At 68.9% G+C, this 18222-nt stretch carries 13 protein-coding genes; 3 read left to right on the top strand and 10 right to left on the bottom strand.

The genetic code is table 11. The features are described 5' to 3' along the window. Positions 1–20: 20 nt before the first annotated feature. The 6 genes from AC0IYU_RS06280 to tssJ form a co-directional block, all read right to left on the bottom strand. A complete protein-coding gene (locus AC0IYU_RS06280; protein WP_472114199.1) occupies positions 21–2036 on the bottom strand; it encodes a serine/threonine-protein kinase in 2016 nt (671 codons plus the stop codon). Positions 2037–2085: 49 nt separating this feature from the next. Beyond that, the gene (gene tagF / locus AC0IYU_RS06285) at positions 2086–2799 is read right to left on the bottom strand and encodes a type VI secretion system-associated protein TagF (protein WP_435488176.1); all 714 of its coding nucleotides are present in this window, start codon (positions 2797–2799) and stop codon (positions 2086–2088) included. A gap of 2 nt (positions 2800–2801) precedes the next feature. Continuing rightward, positions 2802–6458 carry a type VI secretion system membrane subunit TssM gene (gene tssM, locus AC0IYU_RS06290; RefSeq protein ID WP_472114202.1) on the bottom strand — a complete coding sequence of 1219 codons (3657 nt, stop codon included), beginning with the start codon at positions 6456–6458 and terminating at the stop codon, positions 2802–2804. Beyond that, a complete protein-coding gene (locus AC0IYU_RS06295; RefSeq protein WP_472114205.1) occupies positions 6458–7858 on the bottom strand; it encodes a DotU family type VI secretion system protein in 1401 nt (466 codons plus the stop codon). The genes tssM and AC0IYU_RS06295 overlap by 1 nt, the downstream gene beginning before the upstream one ends. Before the next feature lie 8 nt (positions 7859–7866). Continuing rightward, positions 7867–9246: a type VI secretion system baseplate subunit TssK gene (gene tssK, locus AC0IYU_RS06300; RefSeq protein ID WP_472114208.1), complete on the bottom strand. Its 1380-nt coding sequence runs from the start codon at positions 9244–9246 to the stop codon at positions 7867–7869. 174 nt (positions 9247–9420) lie between these two features. Continuing rightward, positions 9421–9939, bottom strand: a complete 519-nt coding sequence (gene tssJ / locus AC0IYU_RS06305; RefSeq protein WP_472114211.1) for a type VI secretion system lipoprotein TssJ — start codon at positions 9937–9939, stop codon at positions 9421–9423. 130 nt (positions 9940–10069) lie between these two features. On the opposite strand from tssJ, the gene AC0IYU_RS06310 reads away from it, so the two are divergent. The 3 genes from AC0IYU_RS06310 to AC0IYU_RS06320 all read left to right on the top strand — a co-directional run bounded on the left by AC0IYU_RS06310 (position 10070) and on the right by AC0IYU_RS06320 (position 13356). Next, positions 10070–10480 carry a TssQ family T6SS-associated lipoprotein gene (locus AC0IYU_RS06310; protein ID WP_472114214.1) on the top strand — a complete coding sequence of 137 codons (411 nt, stop codon included), beginning with the start codon at positions 10070–10072 and terminating at the stop codon, positions 10478–10480. Positions 10481–10544: 64 nt separating this feature from the next. Continuing rightward, positions 10545–12548 carry a type VI secretion system-associated FHA domain protein TagH gene (tagH, locus tag AC0IYU_RS06315; RefSeq protein ID WP_472114217.1) on the top strand — a complete coding sequence of 668 codons (2004 nt, stop codon included), beginning with the start codon at positions 10545–10547 and terminating at the stop codon, positions 12546–12548. 4 nt (positions 12549–12552) lie between these two features. Beyond that, on the top strand, positions 12553–13356 hold the full coding sequence (locus AC0IYU_RS06320) for a PP2C family protein-serine/threonine phosphatase (RefSeq protein ID WP_472114220.1): 804 nt from the start codon (positions 12553–12555) through the stop codon (positions 13354–13356). Between the two features lie 12 nt (positions 13357–13368). Here AC0IYU_RS06320 and AC0IYU_RS06325 read toward each other — a convergent pair whose 3' ends face one another. The 4 genes from AC0IYU_RS06325 to AC0IYU_RS06340 are packed head-to-tail and all read right to left on the bottom strand — an operon-like array spanning position 13369 to position 18219. Beyond that, on the bottom strand, positions 13369–13749 hold the full coding sequence (locus AC0IYU_RS06325) for a DUF4150 domain-containing protein (RefSeq protein ID WP_435496911.1): 381 nt from the start codon (positions 13747–13749) through the stop codon (positions 13369–13371). Between the two features lie 15 nt (positions 13750–13764). Next, on the bottom strand, positions 13765–14409 hold the full coding sequence (locus AC0IYU_RS06330; RefSeq protein WP_472114223.1) for a DUF3540 domain-containing protein: 645 nt from the start codon (positions 14407–14409) through the stop codon (positions 13765–13767). 52 nt (positions 14410–14461) lie between these two features. Then, on the bottom strand, positions 14462–15511 hold the full coding sequence (locus AC0IYU_RS06335; RefSeq protein WP_472114226.1) for a pentapeptide repeat-containing protein: 1050 nt from the start codon (positions 15509–15511) through the stop codon (positions 14462–14464). Next, on the bottom strand, positions 15508–18219 hold the full coding sequence (locus AC0IYU_RS06340; RefSeq protein ID WP_472114229.1) for a DUF2169 family type VI secretion system accessory protein: 2712 nt from the start codon (positions 18217–18219) through the stop codon (positions 15508–15510). The genes AC0IYU_RS06335 and AC0IYU_RS06340 overlap by 4 nt, the downstream gene beginning before the upstream one ends. Positions 18220–18222 lie beyond the last annotated feature (3 nt).

Consider the following 18222-nt stretch of genomic DNA (forward strand, 5'->3'; position numbering starts at 1 on the left):
CTAGGTGCGGCGCCTCACGCCTACTTGAACTCGTGCGCGACCACGGGCGCCGACTTGCTGTCCTGCACCGTCACACGCTGGCGGAACACCTCGAGGTCGCCGTTGCGCACCTCGATGTTGTAGATGCCCGGGCGCAGCGGCAGCGACTTCAGCGGCGGGCTCACGCCCCGGTCCGCGCCGTCGACGAACACCTGGCCCCACGGGCGGATGTTGAAGTTCACGCGGCCCATGCCCGGCGGTGCGGCAGGCGCAGTACCCGCCACGGGGGTCCCGGGCAACGCCCCGGCATCGGCGGCCACGGTGGGCGGCGACACGCGGTTGATCTCGGCGATCGCGTTGCGGGCCTCGCGCGCATGCAGGCCGCGGCGGTAGCGCCGCAGGTAGGCCTCGTAGCCTTCGCGCGTGTTCTCGGCCTGCGCCAGGTTCCAGTCCTCGGTCTCGGCCGTGGCAAGCGCGGCTTCGGGGGGGATGGTCGTCGGCGGCGGGTTGACCGGCACGTTGTCCAGCGGGGTCAGCGGGCCGGTGGACGCCACGGCGGCGCTGGCGGGCGCAGCGGGGGGCGTTGCGCCGGCCACCGCGCCGCCACCGGCCACGGGCACGCCGTCGGTCGCGGTTGGCGTGGCCGCCGTGCCCGCGGGCATGGCGGCCGGCGGCGACGCGGGGTTCGACATCGGCGCGCCCGGCGGCGGCACCGGCACCATCGCGGTCGAGGTGTCCTGCTTGGTCGTGGTCAGGCGCAGGCCGATCCAGCTGCCGACCGCCACCAGCGCCACCACCAGGCCGCCGACCAGCAGCCACGACTTGCCCGACGCCTTGCCCGATGACTTGCCCGACGACTTCTTCGTCGGTGCCGGTGCCGCCGGTCGCGAAGCGGCTGCTGCAGCCTTCACGGGCTTCGCGGCCTTGACCATCACGGGCTCGGCCGTCGCGACCGGCGGCGTCGCGAAGCTGGGCGCGCCGGTCGGCTCCAGCGGCACCGGCGCCGACGCGGGCGCGAACTGGTGCGGCGCCAGCTCCGGCGGCGGCGGCGCGGCCGGCACGGGTGCGGCGGCAATGATCACCGTCGGCGCGGCCATGCCGTTCACATAAATGTCGCCGAGCTTCAGCAGCCCCAGCTCCGCGGCGAACGCCGCCACGGTCTGCGTGCGGTCCTTGCTGTGCACGGCCAGCGTGTGGTCGACCGCGGCGCAGAAGGCCGGGCTCAGGTCGGCGCGGCCCAACGACGACAGCGGCACGTAGGCGTCCTGCACGCTGCGCACCACGGCCGAAGGCGGCGGGTTGCCGGTGACCGCGCGGTACAGCACGGCACCCAGCGCATACAGGTCGGTCCACGGGCCCTGCAGCAGCGTGTTGTCGTCGGCGTACTGCTCGATGGGCGAGTAGCCCGACTTCACCATCACGGCCACCTCGTCGACCAGGTCGGCAATCGACTTGCGCGCGGCGCCGAAGTCGAGCAGCACCGGCAGGTCGTCGTGCTGGATGAAGATGTTGTCGGGCGCGATGTCGCGGTGGAAGCACTGGCTGCGGTGCAGCGTCTCGAGCGCGCCCAGCAGCGGCCCGAGCATGCCCAGCAGCCAGGTCTCGGTGACCTTGCCCGGCTCTTCCTCGGCCAGGCGGCGCAGCGTGCGGCCCTTGTAGAGCTGGATCGCCATGTAGGCGGTGGAGTTCGACTCCCAGAAGCGATGCACGCGCACCAGCGCCGGGTGGCTGAACTGCGCGAGCGTGCGCGCCTCGTTGATGAAGCTGCGCAGGCCGGCCTCGAAGGTGGCGGTGAGCCGCTCGGAACGCACGTGCACGCTGTTGTCGCCCACGCGGCGCGCGAGCATCGAGGGCATGTATTCCTTGATGGCCACCTCGCGCAGCAGCGAGTGGTCGTAGGCCCGGTAGACGATGCCGAAGCCGCCTTCGCCGATCACCTCGAGCAGTTCGAACTCGTCGAGCCGATGGCCCACGCCCAGCGGGTGCGGGCGTTCCTGCGGGTCGGCCGGCGGACTGCCCAGGCCTGTGCCTGCGCCTGTACCGTTCGTGGTCGTCATGCGTTTCCTCCTCCTGCGGGGCCGTGGCTCTTGTGGCTCGTTCGACGCGTCATGCCCATGGCACATGCCCCTGCGAAAACAATTTCGAGAACAGCGGTGTGTTGAGTCCCCCGCCATGGGCGGCGGTGCGCAACGGCGACCCGTCGGCCTGGTTGGTCCACCAGTAGCTGGTGCTGCCGAAGGGGTCGAAACACAGTGGAAGCTCGGGCCAGCCCAGGCGCTGCTGGGCACTCTCGCCACCGGCTGTAGGCCCGAGGATCGACAGGATGTCGTCCGAGCCGCCGCTGGCGGTGTGAAAGCCCGCGCGGCCCGCGGCGAGCACCTGCGCGTCGAACTGGTCGGGTGCCACGCCGTGGCGAATGGCCTGCAGCAGCGCGGTGCCGCACTGCCAGTACCAGGCGGCCGAGCCCTCGAGCACGGACGGCCGGTAGTTGTGCGCGGCCACCTGCAGCGTGACGCACACGGGGTAGTAGCGGCCCACCCGGTCGCAGCTGGGGGCGAGGCAGCCGAACTGCACGGCGTCCACCCCTTGCGTGGCGGGGATCGCGAAGTTCCACACGGGTGCCACGGCGTAGTGGCGCGTCATGGCGTCGGGCCAGCGCTTGAAGCTGCCCAGGCCGTTCTGCATCCAGCGGTCCCACCACGCCTGCAACTCGCGCGGCATGCGGCGGTAGAGAAAGTCACCGGCGCCCGGGAGCTTGCCGTACCAGCCGATCTGCTCGTCGACGGGGACCCAGGCCTGCGGGGGCATGGCGCTGTTCATGCTCACGACTTCCCCGGGCACGAGAAGCTGTTCATCTGCGGCAGACGCAGCGGGTTGTAGACGCTGTTCGCCGTCACCGCCAGCACCACCTTCTTGCCCTGCAGGTCGAAGGTCGCGTTGAAAGACTCGGGCGACTTGCCCGCCGAGATCGCGGCCTTGTCGAACAGGCGGTGCAGGGCCCACGGACCTTCCGTCACGATGCCGCCCGCCGGCGTGCCGTTGGCCGTGGTCACCTGCAGGCGCACCTGGTTGCTGTTGCGCGGACCCGGCCACTTCACGGTGGACGGTGCCTGCGGGCCGTGCGCGTAGCGCACCGTCTGGCCGTCGATGTCGAGCGTGAACTGCGTGAGCGCGGCGTCCATGTCCTCGGGCCGGATGTCCAGCGTGAACGACGGGGTGCGCCCGCCCGCCATGCCCGAGAAAAACACGTCGCGAATGGCCTGCGCCTTCTGGAACGAATCGAGGTAGCCCGAGCGCCCCGACGCGCTGCCGTCCACGCCGCGCTTGAAGGCCCACGGGTTGACCGAGGTGTCGACCTGCGTGACGAGGTTCTTCTGGAAGAAGTCGTCCATCATGCCGCCCGGTGCGAACAGCTGCGCGAAGTCGCCCGAGGCCACGTCGCGGTTCGAGCCGCGCGTGAACGGGTAGCGCCCCGCGATCGCCTGGTTGCAGAACGAGCCGATGCTCGCCGCCGCGCTCTGCCCGATGTTCTGCCGCGTCACCGCCGCCGCCTTCGACGACGCCGTGGCCGACAGGTCGTTCAGCATGCCCTGGAACGGCACCGGCAGCCGCCCTGCTTCGGCCTGCACCTTGGTCACCGCGTCGCTCGACGGCGGAATGTTGCCGCTGCGCAATGCGCTGTCGGTGGCGGTGAGGAAGGTGTAGAGCTCGTTGATGAGCGCGGCCGTCGCGTCGATGGGCGCCTGGCCGCCCTGCTTGGGCGCCGTGACCATGCGGCGCAGCGGCTCGAAGTGGTTGTCCACCAGCGACTCGGGGCGGTCGAGCTGCGTGTTGCGGCGCTGGCTGCCGTCGGGCTGGCCGATGAGCTGCTCGATGCGCTCGCGCGTGGTCTGCACCCGGTTCTGCGCCTGGTCGAGCAGGCTGCGCGCGGCCTCGTCGTGGTTGCGCAGCAGGTCGGTCTCGCGCGCGGCGCCGCGGATGATGCGCGACATCGGCGACTCCGACGTCGACAGCACGCGCGTCATCTGGATGCTCTGCAGCAGCGAGCGGCTGTCGGCCAGGCGAATGTCCACCAGGTAGTCGTCCCACACCTTGATGTAGTCGGTCAGGTAGAGGCGGCGCACCTCGCGCAGCAGCAGCTCGCGCGAGGTGATGTCGGCGATGCCCGGCGCGCGGATCTGCAGCACCCAGCGGTCTTCCTGCTCCAGCGACAGCGTGGTCTCGGCCATGCGCTTGTCGAAGATGTCCCAGTAGCCGCGGTAGGTGAACAGCGTGGAGATGCCGTCGGTCAGCGGCTTGCCGCTGGCCCGGCGGATGACCAGCGCCGACTCGGCCCCGCCGGCCTCCGCGATGGTGAAGGCATTGGGCGGACTGGTCTGCAGCAGGATGCGGCGCAGCCGCGCGTACGAGCGCTGCGCCAGCGGCATGCCGGCCAGGCGCTCGCGCGTCTGCGTGACGAGCCGCTCGTCCTTGGCGAAGGGCGAGGTCAGCACGCGTCCCGTGAACAGCGCCTTCAGATGCGCCTCGAGGTGGGTGCGCTGCTCCCGCGTGAGCGAGGCGCCGATCTTGCGGTCCACGTCGCTCAGCAGCCAGGCCTGCAGGAAGTCCGCGTCGTAGCGCTCGGCGTCGAACAGCATCAGGTAGGCCTTGAGCGCCTCGTAGCTGTACTCCGTGTCGTTCTTCGCCGCGTCGCGCAGCGACTGCTCGACCCGTTGGGCGGCCTGCGGCAGCAGCACGGTTTCGAGCGCGCGCTGGTACACGCCGTCGGTCGCGGCCTGCAGCTTCTCGCCCTGGTAGAGGCCGAAGCGGTAGGACACGGGCGGCTCGTCGATGTCGAAGCGGGTCGACTTCGGCAGGTCGCGCAGCTTGTCCAGGATGAGCAGCGAGCTCGCGATGTCGCCGCTGGAGTCGACCACCGTGGGCAGGTCGCCGCGCGCCGCCGCCTTGTTGAAGGCCTTGGCGTTGCCGTCGACCTCGGCCACGTAGTCCTTGTTGTTGCGCCAGCTGTTCACGCAGGCGCCCAGCAGCAGCACCAGCAGCACGCCGATCACGCTGTAGCCCGCGATGTCGATGGCCCGCTTGCGCCGGTACCAGCGCAGGTTGGTGCCCGCCACGCCCGCATCGCGGAAGATCACCTGCTGCAGCAGCTCCTTCAGGAAGTAGCTCTTGCCCGGGCCCGGCGGCGGTGCCGGCGGCGCGTTGACCTGCAGGTAGCGCTTGATGGCGCCCATCACGCGGTCGAAGGCCGTGCCCTCCTGCGTGCCGCTGGTGAAGTACACGCCGCGCAGCATCGAGGCGGCCTCGAACTTCGACGGGTTGAACACATCGGCCAGGAAGGTGCCCAGGATGTCCTCGAAGCTCGCGAACTGCTGCGGCAGCAGGTAGGCCTGCGCGCGGCGCATCGGGTCGGACTCGGCCGCGAGCAGCTCGGGCAGACGCTCGTCCAGGCGCTGGTGCAGCAGCTTGTACTCCTGGTGGAAGCGCTCGCGCAGGTCGCCGGCCACCGGGGCGGCACCCTTGGCCGTCTTCCTTGCCGCAGTGCCCGCGATCGGAAAGGTGAAGCCCCACACCTGCTGGCGCTCGGCACGGCCCAGCGCGCCGAAGTACTCGTTGAAGCCGGCCAGCAGGTCGGTCTTGGTGACCAGCACGTACACCGGAAAGTCGATGCCCAGGTCCTGGCGCAGCTCCAGCAGCCGCTTGCGCAGCGCCATCGCGTGGCGCGCGCGCTGCGCGTCGTCGGCCAGGGGCAGGTCGGCGATGCTGATGGTGAGGATGGCGCCGTTGATCGGCTGGCGCGGACGGAACTTCTTCAGCAGCTCGATGAAGCCCTTCCACTCGCCCTCGTCGGTCTCGCGGTTGCTCTCGTGCGTGGTGTAGCGGCCCGCCGTGTCGATCAGCACTGCCTCGTTGGTGAACCACCAATCGCAGTTGCGCGTGCCGCCAATGCCGCGCACCGCGGCCTTGCCGAGCTGGTCGGCCAGCGGAAAGTCGAGGTCGGAGTTGACCAGCGCCGTGGTCTTGCCCGAGCCCGGCGCCCCGATGAAGATGTACCAGGGCAGCTGGTACAGGTACTGCCGGTCGAACAGCGAGAAGCGGCCGGCGCCCTTGCCGTCGGCGCCCTCGCCGAAGCGCATGTTCTTCAGGATGGCCGTGGCGTCGGTGAAGCCGCTCTGCAGTTCCTTGATTTCGGGCGCGTCTTCGGGCTTGGCCTCTTTTTCCTTCTTGGAGGGCGTGCGCAGCTGGTTGAGCAGCTGTGCGTTGAGCCGGCGCTCGCGCCACTTGCGGTAGATGACCCGTGCGATCCAGACCGCGAACATCAGCACGATGACCGCGATGCGCACGATCTCGTCTTCGAACGGGCGGTAGCGGCCCACGGCAATGACCGGGCCGATGACCCAGATCAGGAACGCGACCGCGACAAGGCCCAGGAAGACCCACAGGTCGCGGCTGATGAGAAAACGGAAGAAGGCGCGCAGCATCAGCGGGCACCTCCTGATTGCGGTGCCTGCGATGCAGGCAGCGAAGGCTGTCCCTGCGCATTCGAGGTTGCCGCCACCGGCGCCACCAGCAGCGTGACTTCGACGCGCCGGTTGCGCGCGCGGTTCGCGGCCGAGTCGTTGGGCACCAGCGGCTCGGCATCGCCGCGGCCTTCGGCGCGCAGGCGTTCGGGCCGTGCGATGCGCTGCGAAATCATTTTCTTCACCGCGTCGGCGCGGGCCTGCGAAAGTTGCCAGTTGGAGGGGAAGCGCACGCTGCGTATCGGCTGGTCGTCGCTGAAGCCGCTGACCAGCACATTGCCTTCCACCGAATTCAGCGCATCGGCCACGCGCGCGAGCACCGGCGCGTAGCGGTCGAGCACGCGGTCGGAGCCCGAGGCGAACAGGCCGTCGCCGCGCAGCACCACCACGCTGCGGTCGGCCTCGTCGCGCACGGTCAGCAGGCCGTCGCGGATCTCGGCCTCCAGGAAGCGCTGCAGGCGCGGCTGCGGCGCGGGCATGACCACGGCGCGCGCGGTCTGCGGCAGCCGCACCGCGTTGACGGCCGCGAAGGCGCCGTCCGACGTACCGGCCAGGTTGAAGGTGAGCAGCGCAAAGGCCAGCACGAGCAGCACCGCCGCCACCGCGCCCACCGCCCACACCGGCAGCCAGTTGCGCGCGCGGCGCACCGGTGCGCTGGCGTCCTGCCAGTGCGGCGACAGCGGCACCGCAATCTCGCCGCGTGTCTGGCGAATGATCTGCAGCAGCCGCTGCTTGAGGGTTTCAAGCTGCGAGCGGCCGTTGTCGATGACGCGAAAGCGCCCCTCGAAGCCCATGGCCAGGCAGAAGTAGATGAGCTCGATCAGGTGCAGGTGCTGCTGCGGGTTCTGCACCAGGCGCGACAGCAGCTGGAAGAACTTCTCGCCGCCCCAGGTCTCGTTGTGGAACATCACCAGCAGGCTCTGGGACGACCAGATGCTGCCGCCCCACGGCGTGAGTGCGGCGGCCTCGTCGACGGCCGTGCACAGGCAGTAGCGCGCGCCGATGATCACCTCGGGCGCGATGCCGGCCTGCTGCGCGCGCGTCTCGAAGCGGCGCACTTCGTCGACCAGGTGCTCGCGCAGCTGCGCGGGCGCGGGGTGGTGGCCGGTGGCGCGGATCTGCGGGATCAGGTCGAGCAGCGGATTGGCCGCGGCCACCAGCGGGTTGTTGCCGGCGATGGCCGTGTCGCCCGCATGCGGGCGGCGCGTGTCGTGCCATGCGGTGAAGGACTCGGGCTGCGCGCCGAGGCCGCGCGGGGAGGACCCATCGCCCATGCCGCTGCCCATGCCGTTGCCGGTGGCACCGCCGCCCGGATTCGGCGGCACGAAGCCGCCCTGGCCGACGGCCATGTCGTTGTTCATAGGGTCCCTCACGGACGGATCGCCCAGAACTCCATGGCCAGACCCGGAAAGTCACCGGCCAGGTGCATCGCGACGCCGCCCGACTTCTCGAGCTGGCGCCACATGTCGCCGCTCTTGTCGAGCTCGAAGTAGTGGTAGCCCGCGTTGTATGGAATCTGCCGCGGCGCCACCGGCAGCGGCCGCACCACCACGCCGGGCAGCTGCAGCTGCACGAGGTCGCGGATGCGCTCCACCGAACCGATCTTGACCTGCGTGGGAAAGCGCTGCTGGATGGCCTCGGCCGGCAGGTCGGCATGCACCGCGAGCACGAAACCCGCGTTGCGCACCAGCACCGGGTCGGGCATGCGGCCCACGCGCACGCCATGGCTGCGCTCCTCGAGCTCGATGGCGATGGCGCTCTGCTCGAGCACGGCCGACAGCGAACGGCGCAGCTCTTCCATCAGCGGACGAATGCTTTCGTTGAGGTTGTCGTGGTCGTACACCGGCCACACCACCGGCCGGCGCGTGGGCGAGGTGTGCGTGGCCAGGTGGCAGGCCAGCTTGAGCCAGTCGATGAACAGGTGCTCGGGATGAACCTGCACCGCCTGCTGTGCGTGCCAGGTGGTCGCAAGATAGCGATTGACCAGCTCCAGCAGCAGGAAGTCGGACACCTCGCTCACGCCGCCGCGGCCCGGCTGCGACAGGCGCGAGGCCAGCGCCTCGGAGCGCTGCGTGAGCAGGCCGTGCAGCTCCGCGATCATGCTGCGCAGCATGGCGTGCGCCGACGCGTCGAGCACGGGCGGAATGTAGTTGGCGTCGACCACCAGCTTGTGGTCGGTGCGCCGCTCGATCACGCGCACCGCGCCGATGGCCTGCCACTCGGCGGTGAGCGACGAGGCACGCGCCAGGCGCAGGCGCGGCGACGCGAGCTGCAGCGTGGCGGGGCCCAGGGCCACGGCGTTGCCGTCGTTCACCTCGCGCTCGATCACGCCGTAGCGCGCGGCCGAGCCTTCTTCTTCCGCGAAGATGACCTCCTCGCTGCCAGGCCTGCGCAGCGGCAGCGCGAGCACGATGAGCTCGTCGGTGAGGTCGGTGGGTACTTCGTAGGGAAGCGGTGCGTCTTCGGCGCCGAACGCGAACGGCGTGCCGTCGGGCAGCACGCCTGCGCCGCTCTGCAGCGATACGCGGCCGAGCGCGTAGGCATCGCGGTCGATCTCCAGGTGCAGCCAGCCCCAGGAGGCGCCTTGCAGGCCGGCGGTGCGGCGGGTCACGTACTGCTCGACATAGCGTTCCAGTTGCTGGAAGTGCTGCGGCCGGAGGTACATGCCCTCGGACCACACCACGCGATTCGCCAATGCCTGCGGTTGGGCGCCATTTCTTCCGGCGCCCGGATTGCGGACTGTCACCAAAGAACCTCCTGGAATTGCTCAACGGAAACGGGAGGTGCGTTGATGAACGACCTCCCGATCGATCTGCTTTTTTATGCGTCTGATGCTACACGGCGTGTCTTGGATACGGCATGGCTTTTCATTCGTCGACGACATGCACTTTCGTACTAGCAAGACGGCAAGACGCCGGAAAAACTAACGACTTGGTATCAGCTCGATGCCGGTCTTGCGAATGGCCACCTGCACCGCCTGGTCGCTCGGCGAGAACTGCCACACCTTGTAGAGATTGGTTTGCTTCGGCTCTTTCAGCGGCAGCACGATGCGCCAGCGAGAGGCTTCCAGCCTGCGATAGCCCGCGATGATGCCGATGGCGCGCGAGTCGAGCCCGGCTTCGCGCTTGAAAACGCGCTCTTCGCCGCTGCGCATGATGGCCTGGTCGGCGTTGACGAGCTCCGTCATGAGCGTCTCGCGGTCGCGGTCCTGCAGTGCGAAGTAGTCTGCCGTCTCGAAGTTACCGGAAGATTTCAGTTCGAAGACCTTCACGAGGATGGGCGCCGCCTGCCCGCGTCCGTCGGGGTTCACGCCCTCGTCGATCCTGATGGTCACCGCGTAGGGCGTGGGCATCGACTTGGCCGTCGATGCGCATCCACTGACCAGGCCTGCAAACAAAGGTGTCGTTGCAAGTGCGCCTTGTAGCAAGGTTCTTCGATGCATTGAGTTCTCCCCGATATGGTTGCGACCTATATTATCGAAAGCATGCGCATTTACGATGGCGCATCGCGTGCCTGTCGCAACTCAGCGGCACACTATCTCGAACATTGCATTCAGCAGGTAGGAGAAAAGATTGAAGTCATGTCTGCCAGCTCTGGCGTTCACTCTTTTGATGGTCGGGGGTTGCACCACCCCGCCGCCCGCACCCGATCCCGCACCGCAACCCGAACGACTCAGCCAGCAGGTAGCGCGCACCACGCTGGAGCGCGCGCAACAGGCCTATGACGAAGGCGACTACGCCAAGGCCGTCAGCACGCTCAAGAGCGGCGGTGTGTCGGTGTTCGACGGTGCCGACGCCAACACGCGGCTCGAGGCGATGAAGCTCGAGGCCTTCAGCTACTGCGTGGCCAACCAGATCCCCGAGTGCCGCGCGCAGTTCCGCAAGCTCCTCGACACGTTCCCCACCTTCGACCTCAGCGTGGCGGAGCGCAAGCATCCGGTGTGGGGCCCGGCCTTCGAGGCCGCGAAGCGAATGAAGCGTTGATGATGGACATCGCCAATGGCGCGCCTCGATGCGGCCGGCGAGAAACGACGACCAGGGAGATGCGATGCGTTGGACAGTGATCGAACATGCCGGCAGGCCGGTGACAGCGGGGCCCTCGGCATGGCTCGCGGCGCCCGGCGGCACCATCGGGCGCAGCCCCGACAACCACCTCGTGCTGCCCGACGAACAGCGCCAGATCTCGCGCCTGCAGGCCACGGTGCGCTTCGACGAGGACGGTGCGGTGGTGCTGCGCAACATGAGCGCGGTGCTGCCCATCGGCGTGAACGGCAGCACGCTGGCGCACGAGCAGGAGTCGCGCGTGGCCGATGGCGACCGCGTGACGATCGGCAGTTACGTGCTCGAAGCCGCGAGCGCGCAGCGCGCGGTGCCTGCGGTGCCGCTGGAGCCCACGGTGGCGGTCGTTCCTCCATCGCCACCTCCACCTCCACCTCCACCGCCACCGCCACCGCCACCGCCACCGCCCTTTTCTCCCCCGCCTGTGCACCCGCTGTCCCCGGCACTTGGCGCCGCACCGGTGCAGGCGAGCCCCATTGGTGACCTGCTGCCGTCATCGCCTGGCGCCGATGTGTTCGCAGACCTGTTCGGCGAAGGCGCGCTGCCCATCGGCGATGCGCAGCCTGCTGCGGCCGTGCCGATGCCCCAGCGTACGCCGGAGCCCGAGCACGCACCGGCACCTTCACCGGCGTTCGTGCCCGCGCCGGTGCCACCGCCCGCGCCTTTCGTCGCCCCTGTGCAGCCGCCAGCAGCACCACCGAAGGCGAGCGACAACAACAGCAGCAGCAACATCGGCAGCGCCACTGCGGCGGCGCAGATACCCTCGGCGGCCGACTGGGACGCCATCCTCGCCAATGCGCCGCGGCGCGTCGACAGCACCCCCGCGCCCATGCCCGACCCGATGGCGCACGAGCCCTTCGAGCTGCCCTCGCAGGCGCACAGGAACCCGGCAGACCCGCTGGCCGAGCTGAACCCGCACGCAGCCGGCGGCATGTCGGACATCGCACTGAAGCGCGGGGTCGATCCGCTCTCGTTCTTCGCGGCGGACGACAGCGCGCACTCGCCGCTGGCAGACCCCCGCCCCACATCGCTCGCGCACCACGACACGCTGTTGCCGGGCGAGCCGCACCCTGCGCTCGACCTGCTGCGGAACAAGCCGGCGGTGCAGGGCTACAGCCAGCCGAACCATGCGCGCGAAGTGTCGGCGCAGTTCCGCCCGCCGATGCCGGTGGCCGCGCCTGCGCCGGTGGCGGAACCGGTGAAGCTGGAGGCACCGCCACCTCCCGTGGTGGCCGCGCCGGTCGTGCCGCCGCCGGTCGCCGTGGCACCGCCTCCCGCCGTCGCAGTGCCGGCGGCACCCGTGGCCGCACCTGTCGCCGCCACGCCCGCAACACCGACAACGCCGACAACGCCTGCGTCGCCCGTCTCCGCTGCGCCGCCCTCGCCCGCCTCCGAAGCCCTGTTCAAGGCCTTCCTCGAAGGCGCGGGCGTGCCCGAGCTGGCCGGCCAGCAGCCGATGGACCTCGAGGCCATGCAGCGCCTGGGCCGCATCATGCGGGCCTTCACCGACGGCACGATCGAACTGCTGTCGTCGCGCGCCATGCTCAAGCGCGAGGTGCGCGCCGAGATCACCATGATCGTGGACGAGGAGAACAACCCGTTCAAGATCCTGCCCAACGGCCGCGCCGTGCTGATGCAGATGTTCGGCGCGCGCATGCCCGGCTTCCTTCCGCCCGAGGCCGCCGTGCACGACGCGCTGGGCGACCTGCAGTCGCACCAGCTCGGCATGGTGGCCGGCATGCGCGCCGCGCTGCTCACGCTGCTCAAGAGCTTCGACCCCGCCGCGCTCGCCCGCGACACGCCGCACGACGGCGGCCTGGGCGAGAAGCTGCTGCCCGGCGGGCGCGAGGCGCGCCTGTGGCGCCGGCTGCAGGCGCTGCACACGGAAACCACCGCGGCCGTGGAAGACGACTTCCAGGCCGTCTTCGGCCGCGCATTCCAGCAGGCCTACGACAAGGAAATGGAACGGTTGAAGGAGGCCCGCCGTGCCTGACACCATGACCGACAAAGCGGCCCACGCCGCCCACGCCTTCGCCGTGCCCGTGTCGACCTCGCAGTTCTCCTGCGTGGGCGAGCGCAGCGGCAACCAGGACGCCATCGGCTACCACCTGGACGAGCGCAATGCCTGCTTCGTGGTGAGCGACGGGGTGGGCGGCAACGCTGGCGGCGAGCTGGCCTCGCGCATCGCGGTGGACACCGCCCTCAACGCCTTCGTGGACGCCCCCTCGCTGGCGCCCGACAGCATCCAGCGCTGCGTGAAGTCGGCCAACGACGCCATCCTGGCCAGGCAGCGCGAGCTCACCGAGCAAAGCCGCATGAGCGCCACCTTCGTCTCGCTGTTCGTCGACCGCGCCACCAACCAGGCCTGCTGGGCCCACGTGGGCGACAGCCGCCTGTATTGGTTTCGACGCGGCGCGCTCATGGAGCGCACCGAAGACCACAGCCTGTCGGAGCGCTCCGGCGACGCCGCCGCGAGCCACCAGAACGGCGGCGAGCGGCTGGTGAAGACCAACCTGCTGTACCGCGCACTCGGCGCACGCGCCACGGCCGAGGCCACGCTCACCGCGCCGCGGCGCCTGGCCGACGGCGATGCCTTCCTGCTGTGCACCGACGGGCTCTGGCAGCTGATCTCGCAACAGGTGATGGAGCGCTCGCTGCAGCTGGCCGACAGCGCCGAGGAGTGGCTGGCGCTGCTGCGCCGCGCGGCCGAGGCCAAGGCCGACGAGTCGCGCGACAACTATTCGGCGCTGGCCGTGTGGGTGGGGTTTCCGCAGCAGGTGACGCTCGCGGGAACGGTCTGAATAAACGCGCCCTCAGGGCGCGAGCATCAGCACCTTGAACTGGCTCGGCACGATGCGCATGCCGACGATGTTGCAACGGTTCTGCATCGTGATGCTGGTGACCCGCGTGGCCGGCGTACCCTTGAGCAGCACGGTAAACGCGCCTGTCACATGACGCGATTGCTGCATGAACGTCTGCGACACAACGCCGCCCAGTGCCCCGGGCTGATCCCCCAGGGTGATTGGCGTGGTGGTGGCCATGTTGTGTGCCGGCATCGCCATGAAGAGGATGTTCCACGCATTCGGAATGGCCATCGGTCCCATGGCCATGTTCGGGTACGGAATGGGCACCGGCGACCTGCAGACGTCGGGAAACGCCATGTCCATTCCCATGAGCTGACAGTTGGCAAACATCTGGTATCTCCTCGCCTAGCCCATGTGGATCTGAGCCGCGTCCACCTTCACCAGCTCCTGGCCGGTGACCATCGTGTGGTGGCCATGAATGCGCACCGTCTCGCTGGCCTTGTAGTCCATGTGGCCCGCACGCACCTGGTCGACTTCATCCGTCAGGCGCAGCGTCTGGCGCGCCATCTGCACGATGCGATCGGCCACGGTCTCGAACACCTTGCCGACCAGCCGGACGCTTCCGGCCGCGGCCTGCACGGAGCGCGTCACCAGCCGCAGTTCACCGATGTCGCACTCGCCCTCTTCTGCCTTGAGCACGAAGCGCTTGTCCGCGCGAAGCCTGAGCTCCGAGGCACTGGCGATGGTCACCCGGCCGTTGCCTGCCGGCGCGATGGTGACGTCGCCCGCCGCCTCGATGCAGCTCGACGACGCATCGGCCTGCTCGATCACGGCGATCAGGTAGGCGCGCGCGCTGTCGGGACCGGACACCAGCACGGTATCGCCGGTGGCCGGTTTGAGCAGGCAGCTCGCCGCGCGCCGGCAAACCCAGACAGCACCCTGCTCGTCTTCGACGGTGACACGTCCGTCCGGCAGCAATGCGGCGACCACCCCTTGGAAGTGAACCGGAGCCGTCAGCTTCGAGGCTTTGTGCAGTGAAACGACTGACATGGTGTCTCCTTGTTTCGATGGGTCAACAGTGGAAAGGACAGGCGTGGCGGCATCAGCGCGGCGGATGAATCTCTTGAGCCTTGAACAGCTCCGGATCGTTTTCGATGATGCCACCGCTTCCCGAGAAACGCGCACCTGCGCGCTCGGCCCGATGAAAGCGAGTGCGCAAGAAACGTGCATTGCGCAAATCCGCGTCCTGAAGCGCGGCATAGGAAAAATCGGCATCGTGCAGGTCCGCGTCGCGAAAGCCGGCACCCTTCGCCTGCGCGCGATGGAACACGCTCAGCGGCAGGCGCGAGCGGCTGAAATCGGCACCTTCGAGTTTGGCGTCGGCCCAGATCGACTGATCGAAGATGGCATCGCTGCAATTCGCTTCACGCAGATCGGCCTCCGGGAACATCGTCTGGGCGGCATCCACGCCGCTGAAGTTCGCCCTGGCCAGCGTGGCGCCCTTGAAATTGCTCTGGGTGAGCACGGCACCGCTGAAATCGACACCTGCCATCGCGCTGTCGGTGAACTGGCAGCGCAGGAAGGCGGTGTGCGGCAAGCGCAGACCTTCGAGATTGCACTCCATCAGGATCGATCCATCGCATTGGGCCTGGGCGAACTCCACCGTGCGCAGATCCATGCGGTAGAACATCAGGTGCAACAGCCGTGCCCCACGGCAATCGAGCTGGTCGACCCGTGATTCGGTGACGACGATCTGATCGCAGATGCCGGGCTTCAACACGGCATGCCCGAGCTCGCATCTGACAAAAGCCACGCGCTCCATTTGCGCTTTCTCGAAATTCGCGTGAGCCAGCGAAGATTCGAAGAAGTTGGTGTCCTGCATGAACGCGCGGCCGAGTTGCGCGGACTCCAGCCGACACCGGAACACGCGCACGCCTCTCAGGCTGGCCGCGGACAGGTCGGCCTGATCGAAGTTGCATTGCGTCAGTGAACTGTCGTCGAGGCTGGCGCCACGCAGATTCGTCCGGCTCAGGTCGACGTGCTCCATCTGCGCGCCCGACAGGTCGACGCCGCTGAGGTCCTGACCCGCGAGACTCGCCTTGACCACCGGTTCGCCATGCCGAATCTTGTCCAGAAGTTCTTCGACTGTCATCGAACCGGCTCAGTCCTTCGTGCGGGCAAGGTCTTGGCTCCCTGGGTGTAGGCGCCGGTGAAGGTGGTCGAGCCGTCCATGGCGGCCTGTGACACGTCGGCGCGAAACAAGTTGGCATCCTGCAAGCTGGCAAAGCGCAGGTCGGCCTTGGAAAGGTTGGCGTCGATGAGGTTGGCGCCGCGCAACGAGGCTTCGCGCAAGTCCGCGCGAATGAACAGGCTCTCGCCGGCCTGCAATCCCTCCAGCCGCGCACGCCGCAGGTCGCACTCGGAGAAGTCGCAACCTTCAAGGCGTGCTTTCGCGAGGTCGGCGCCGACCAAGATGGCGCCGCGCAGGCCGCACTGCCTGAGCGAAGCGGCGCAGAACACGGCTTGCACCAGGCTGCAGCCATGGACGAAGGAACAGGTCACGAGGCTGGCCTCGGTGAAGTCGACCCCCTGCTGTGCATCGACGGTGACGAAAGCACAGGCGTTCAGCGAGGCGCGTGCGAAGGATGTTCCCTTGAAGCTGCACTCGGTCCAGCTCACCTGCTTGAACGCGGCGTCGTCGAACGCGATGTCTTCCAGTGCCAGCTTGACCATCGCCATCTGCTCCCAGTGCGAGCCGCGCGCATCGCAACGCACCCATTCGCTTTCGAACAGATCGGCTTGTGTGAACGCGGCCTTCGCCAGCACGCAGGAACGAAAAATGGCCTTGCTGCAACGCGTCTGCACGAAGCTCGCACCCGTGAAGTTCGCGCCTTCGCAGTGCGCGCCACCCAGGTTGGCCTCGTCCAGCCGCGCATCGGTGAGCGAAGCCCGGACAAACCGCGTCCGCGCAAGCACCGCGCGCGTGAAGTTGCAGCCATCGAGCCGCGCGTCGCTGAAGTCGACGTCTTCGAGGTTCGCTCCCGTGAAGTCGGCACCGCGCAGATCCAGGCCCGAGAGGTTGGCGCCGGCGAAGCTCATGCCTGCGAAACGGCGCTCGTCGCTGGCCGCGGCCTCGAGACGCCGACGCAGCCGCCTGGAGCGCAGGCTGCTGGCCGGCGGCGCCGGCTCGAGCAGGTGCGCGCCGTAGAGGTGCCCCATGCGCGCGCTGTGCCCGGCCTGCTCGCGCAGCCGCGCGCTTTCGGCGGCCTCGTCGGATGTGGGGGGCGTTCGGCGCTCGCGCGCCGCGTCTTCCTCGAGGCGCGCGAGGTCACGCAGCAGGCGGTCCGGGTCGAATCGGCGCTGCACGGGCTTGCCGGTCCGCGACGCCACCTCGGTCATGGCCTTGTCGATGCTCGCCTGGATCTCGCCGGACAGCTTGCGCGGATCCATCTGCGACAGCGGCGGGATGTCGATGTCGGGTTGAACGGCAGCGGGCATCCCGTGTGCGACGGCCTGAGCACGGTCTTTGGCGCTGCGGACAAGGGCCGCCTCGCGCATTTGCTCGAGGGCTCGATCGGCCTTCTCGGCGAAGTCGGGCAGGTCGTCGATGGAGGCAGGCGGCTGCAGGTCCGGTTCGGACAGCGGCGGCAGATACTGCTCGGGATCCAGGCCCTGCTCCAGCAGACGGGCGTGCAGGCGTTCGCGCTCGCGCTGCCGGCCTGCGCGCAGGTTGCGCACCAGCGGAAGCGAGGCGATATCGGGCATCTGTTCGCCTGCCCATGGCCCCATGGCCGCCTTGGGAACCAGGTCGCTGTCGCGCAGGACCAGCACCGCCTGGGCTGGATCGATGCGCTGCTGCAGCACCCGTTGGTAGTGGGCGAGCGGCCGCGGCTGCCCGCGCAACTCGAGCGCGGGCATGATGTGCTTGACGTCGGCCGCGTCATCCTCTGCGACGGGCGATGCACCGTGCCAGACCAGGATCACGCGCTCGGCGTGCGGAAAAAACCAGGCCGTGCTCAGGCGCAGCGAAATCTCCGCCAGCGCGCCACCGTCTTTCTGGAAGCTGGCGAAGCAGCGCGCCTGCCAATCGGGCAGCTGGCCGCGCATCACCGGCTGCCGCGGGTGCATGTTCCACAGTTCGTAGGCGGCGCCCGGCGGCAATTCGCGCTGGCCAGGCAGGCGCTGGTCGGCAGGTGCGGCATTGAAGTAGCGCCAGTCCATGTCATCGGCGAAACCCGGGTACTCGTGCTGCAGCCACTGCTGGTCGTAGGCGCGCCCCATCAGCGAAAGCCGCTGCGGCCGATCGGGAGGCACGGCGCCGAAACCCGCAGGCACGATGCGCCGCCCGGGTGCGTCCTGGCGCGCTCCGGGCAACTCGACATTCGGAAGCCGGCGCGTCTGTACGCCGTTGATCGTTTCATCGAAGCTGCCGATGCCTTCCGGGTTTTCGGGCTCGCTCGGGCCGCCATAGGCGTGCGCCCAATCCAGCCTCAAGCGCTCGAAAGGCTGCGCAGGCGTCGCGCGGCCGTCGAGCCAGTAGCGATCACCGCTCACCAGCAATGGCTTGGCTTGGCCATGGAAGACGGCCTTGGCCGCGCACAGTGTCTTGTCGTCCTGATGCGCCGTGTACGCATAGCCGCTGACCAGCCACTCCGGCTCGATCTTGGGCACGCCCAGGTCCAGCACGTTGCCCGGCCCGATTTCGTCGGCCGCCAGCTTCCAGAGATCCTGGTCGGGCATCAGCAGGGGCTCGGGCGCCAGGCTGGCCATCGCGAAGACCGAGACGCCCAGGATGTCCTGCCGCTGCCGCCGGAAGGGCCGCGTGAGGATGCTCAGGCGAAAAGGCTTGATGGTCTTCATGGG

The organism is Variovorax sp. AC103 (genome assembly GCF_979254005.1).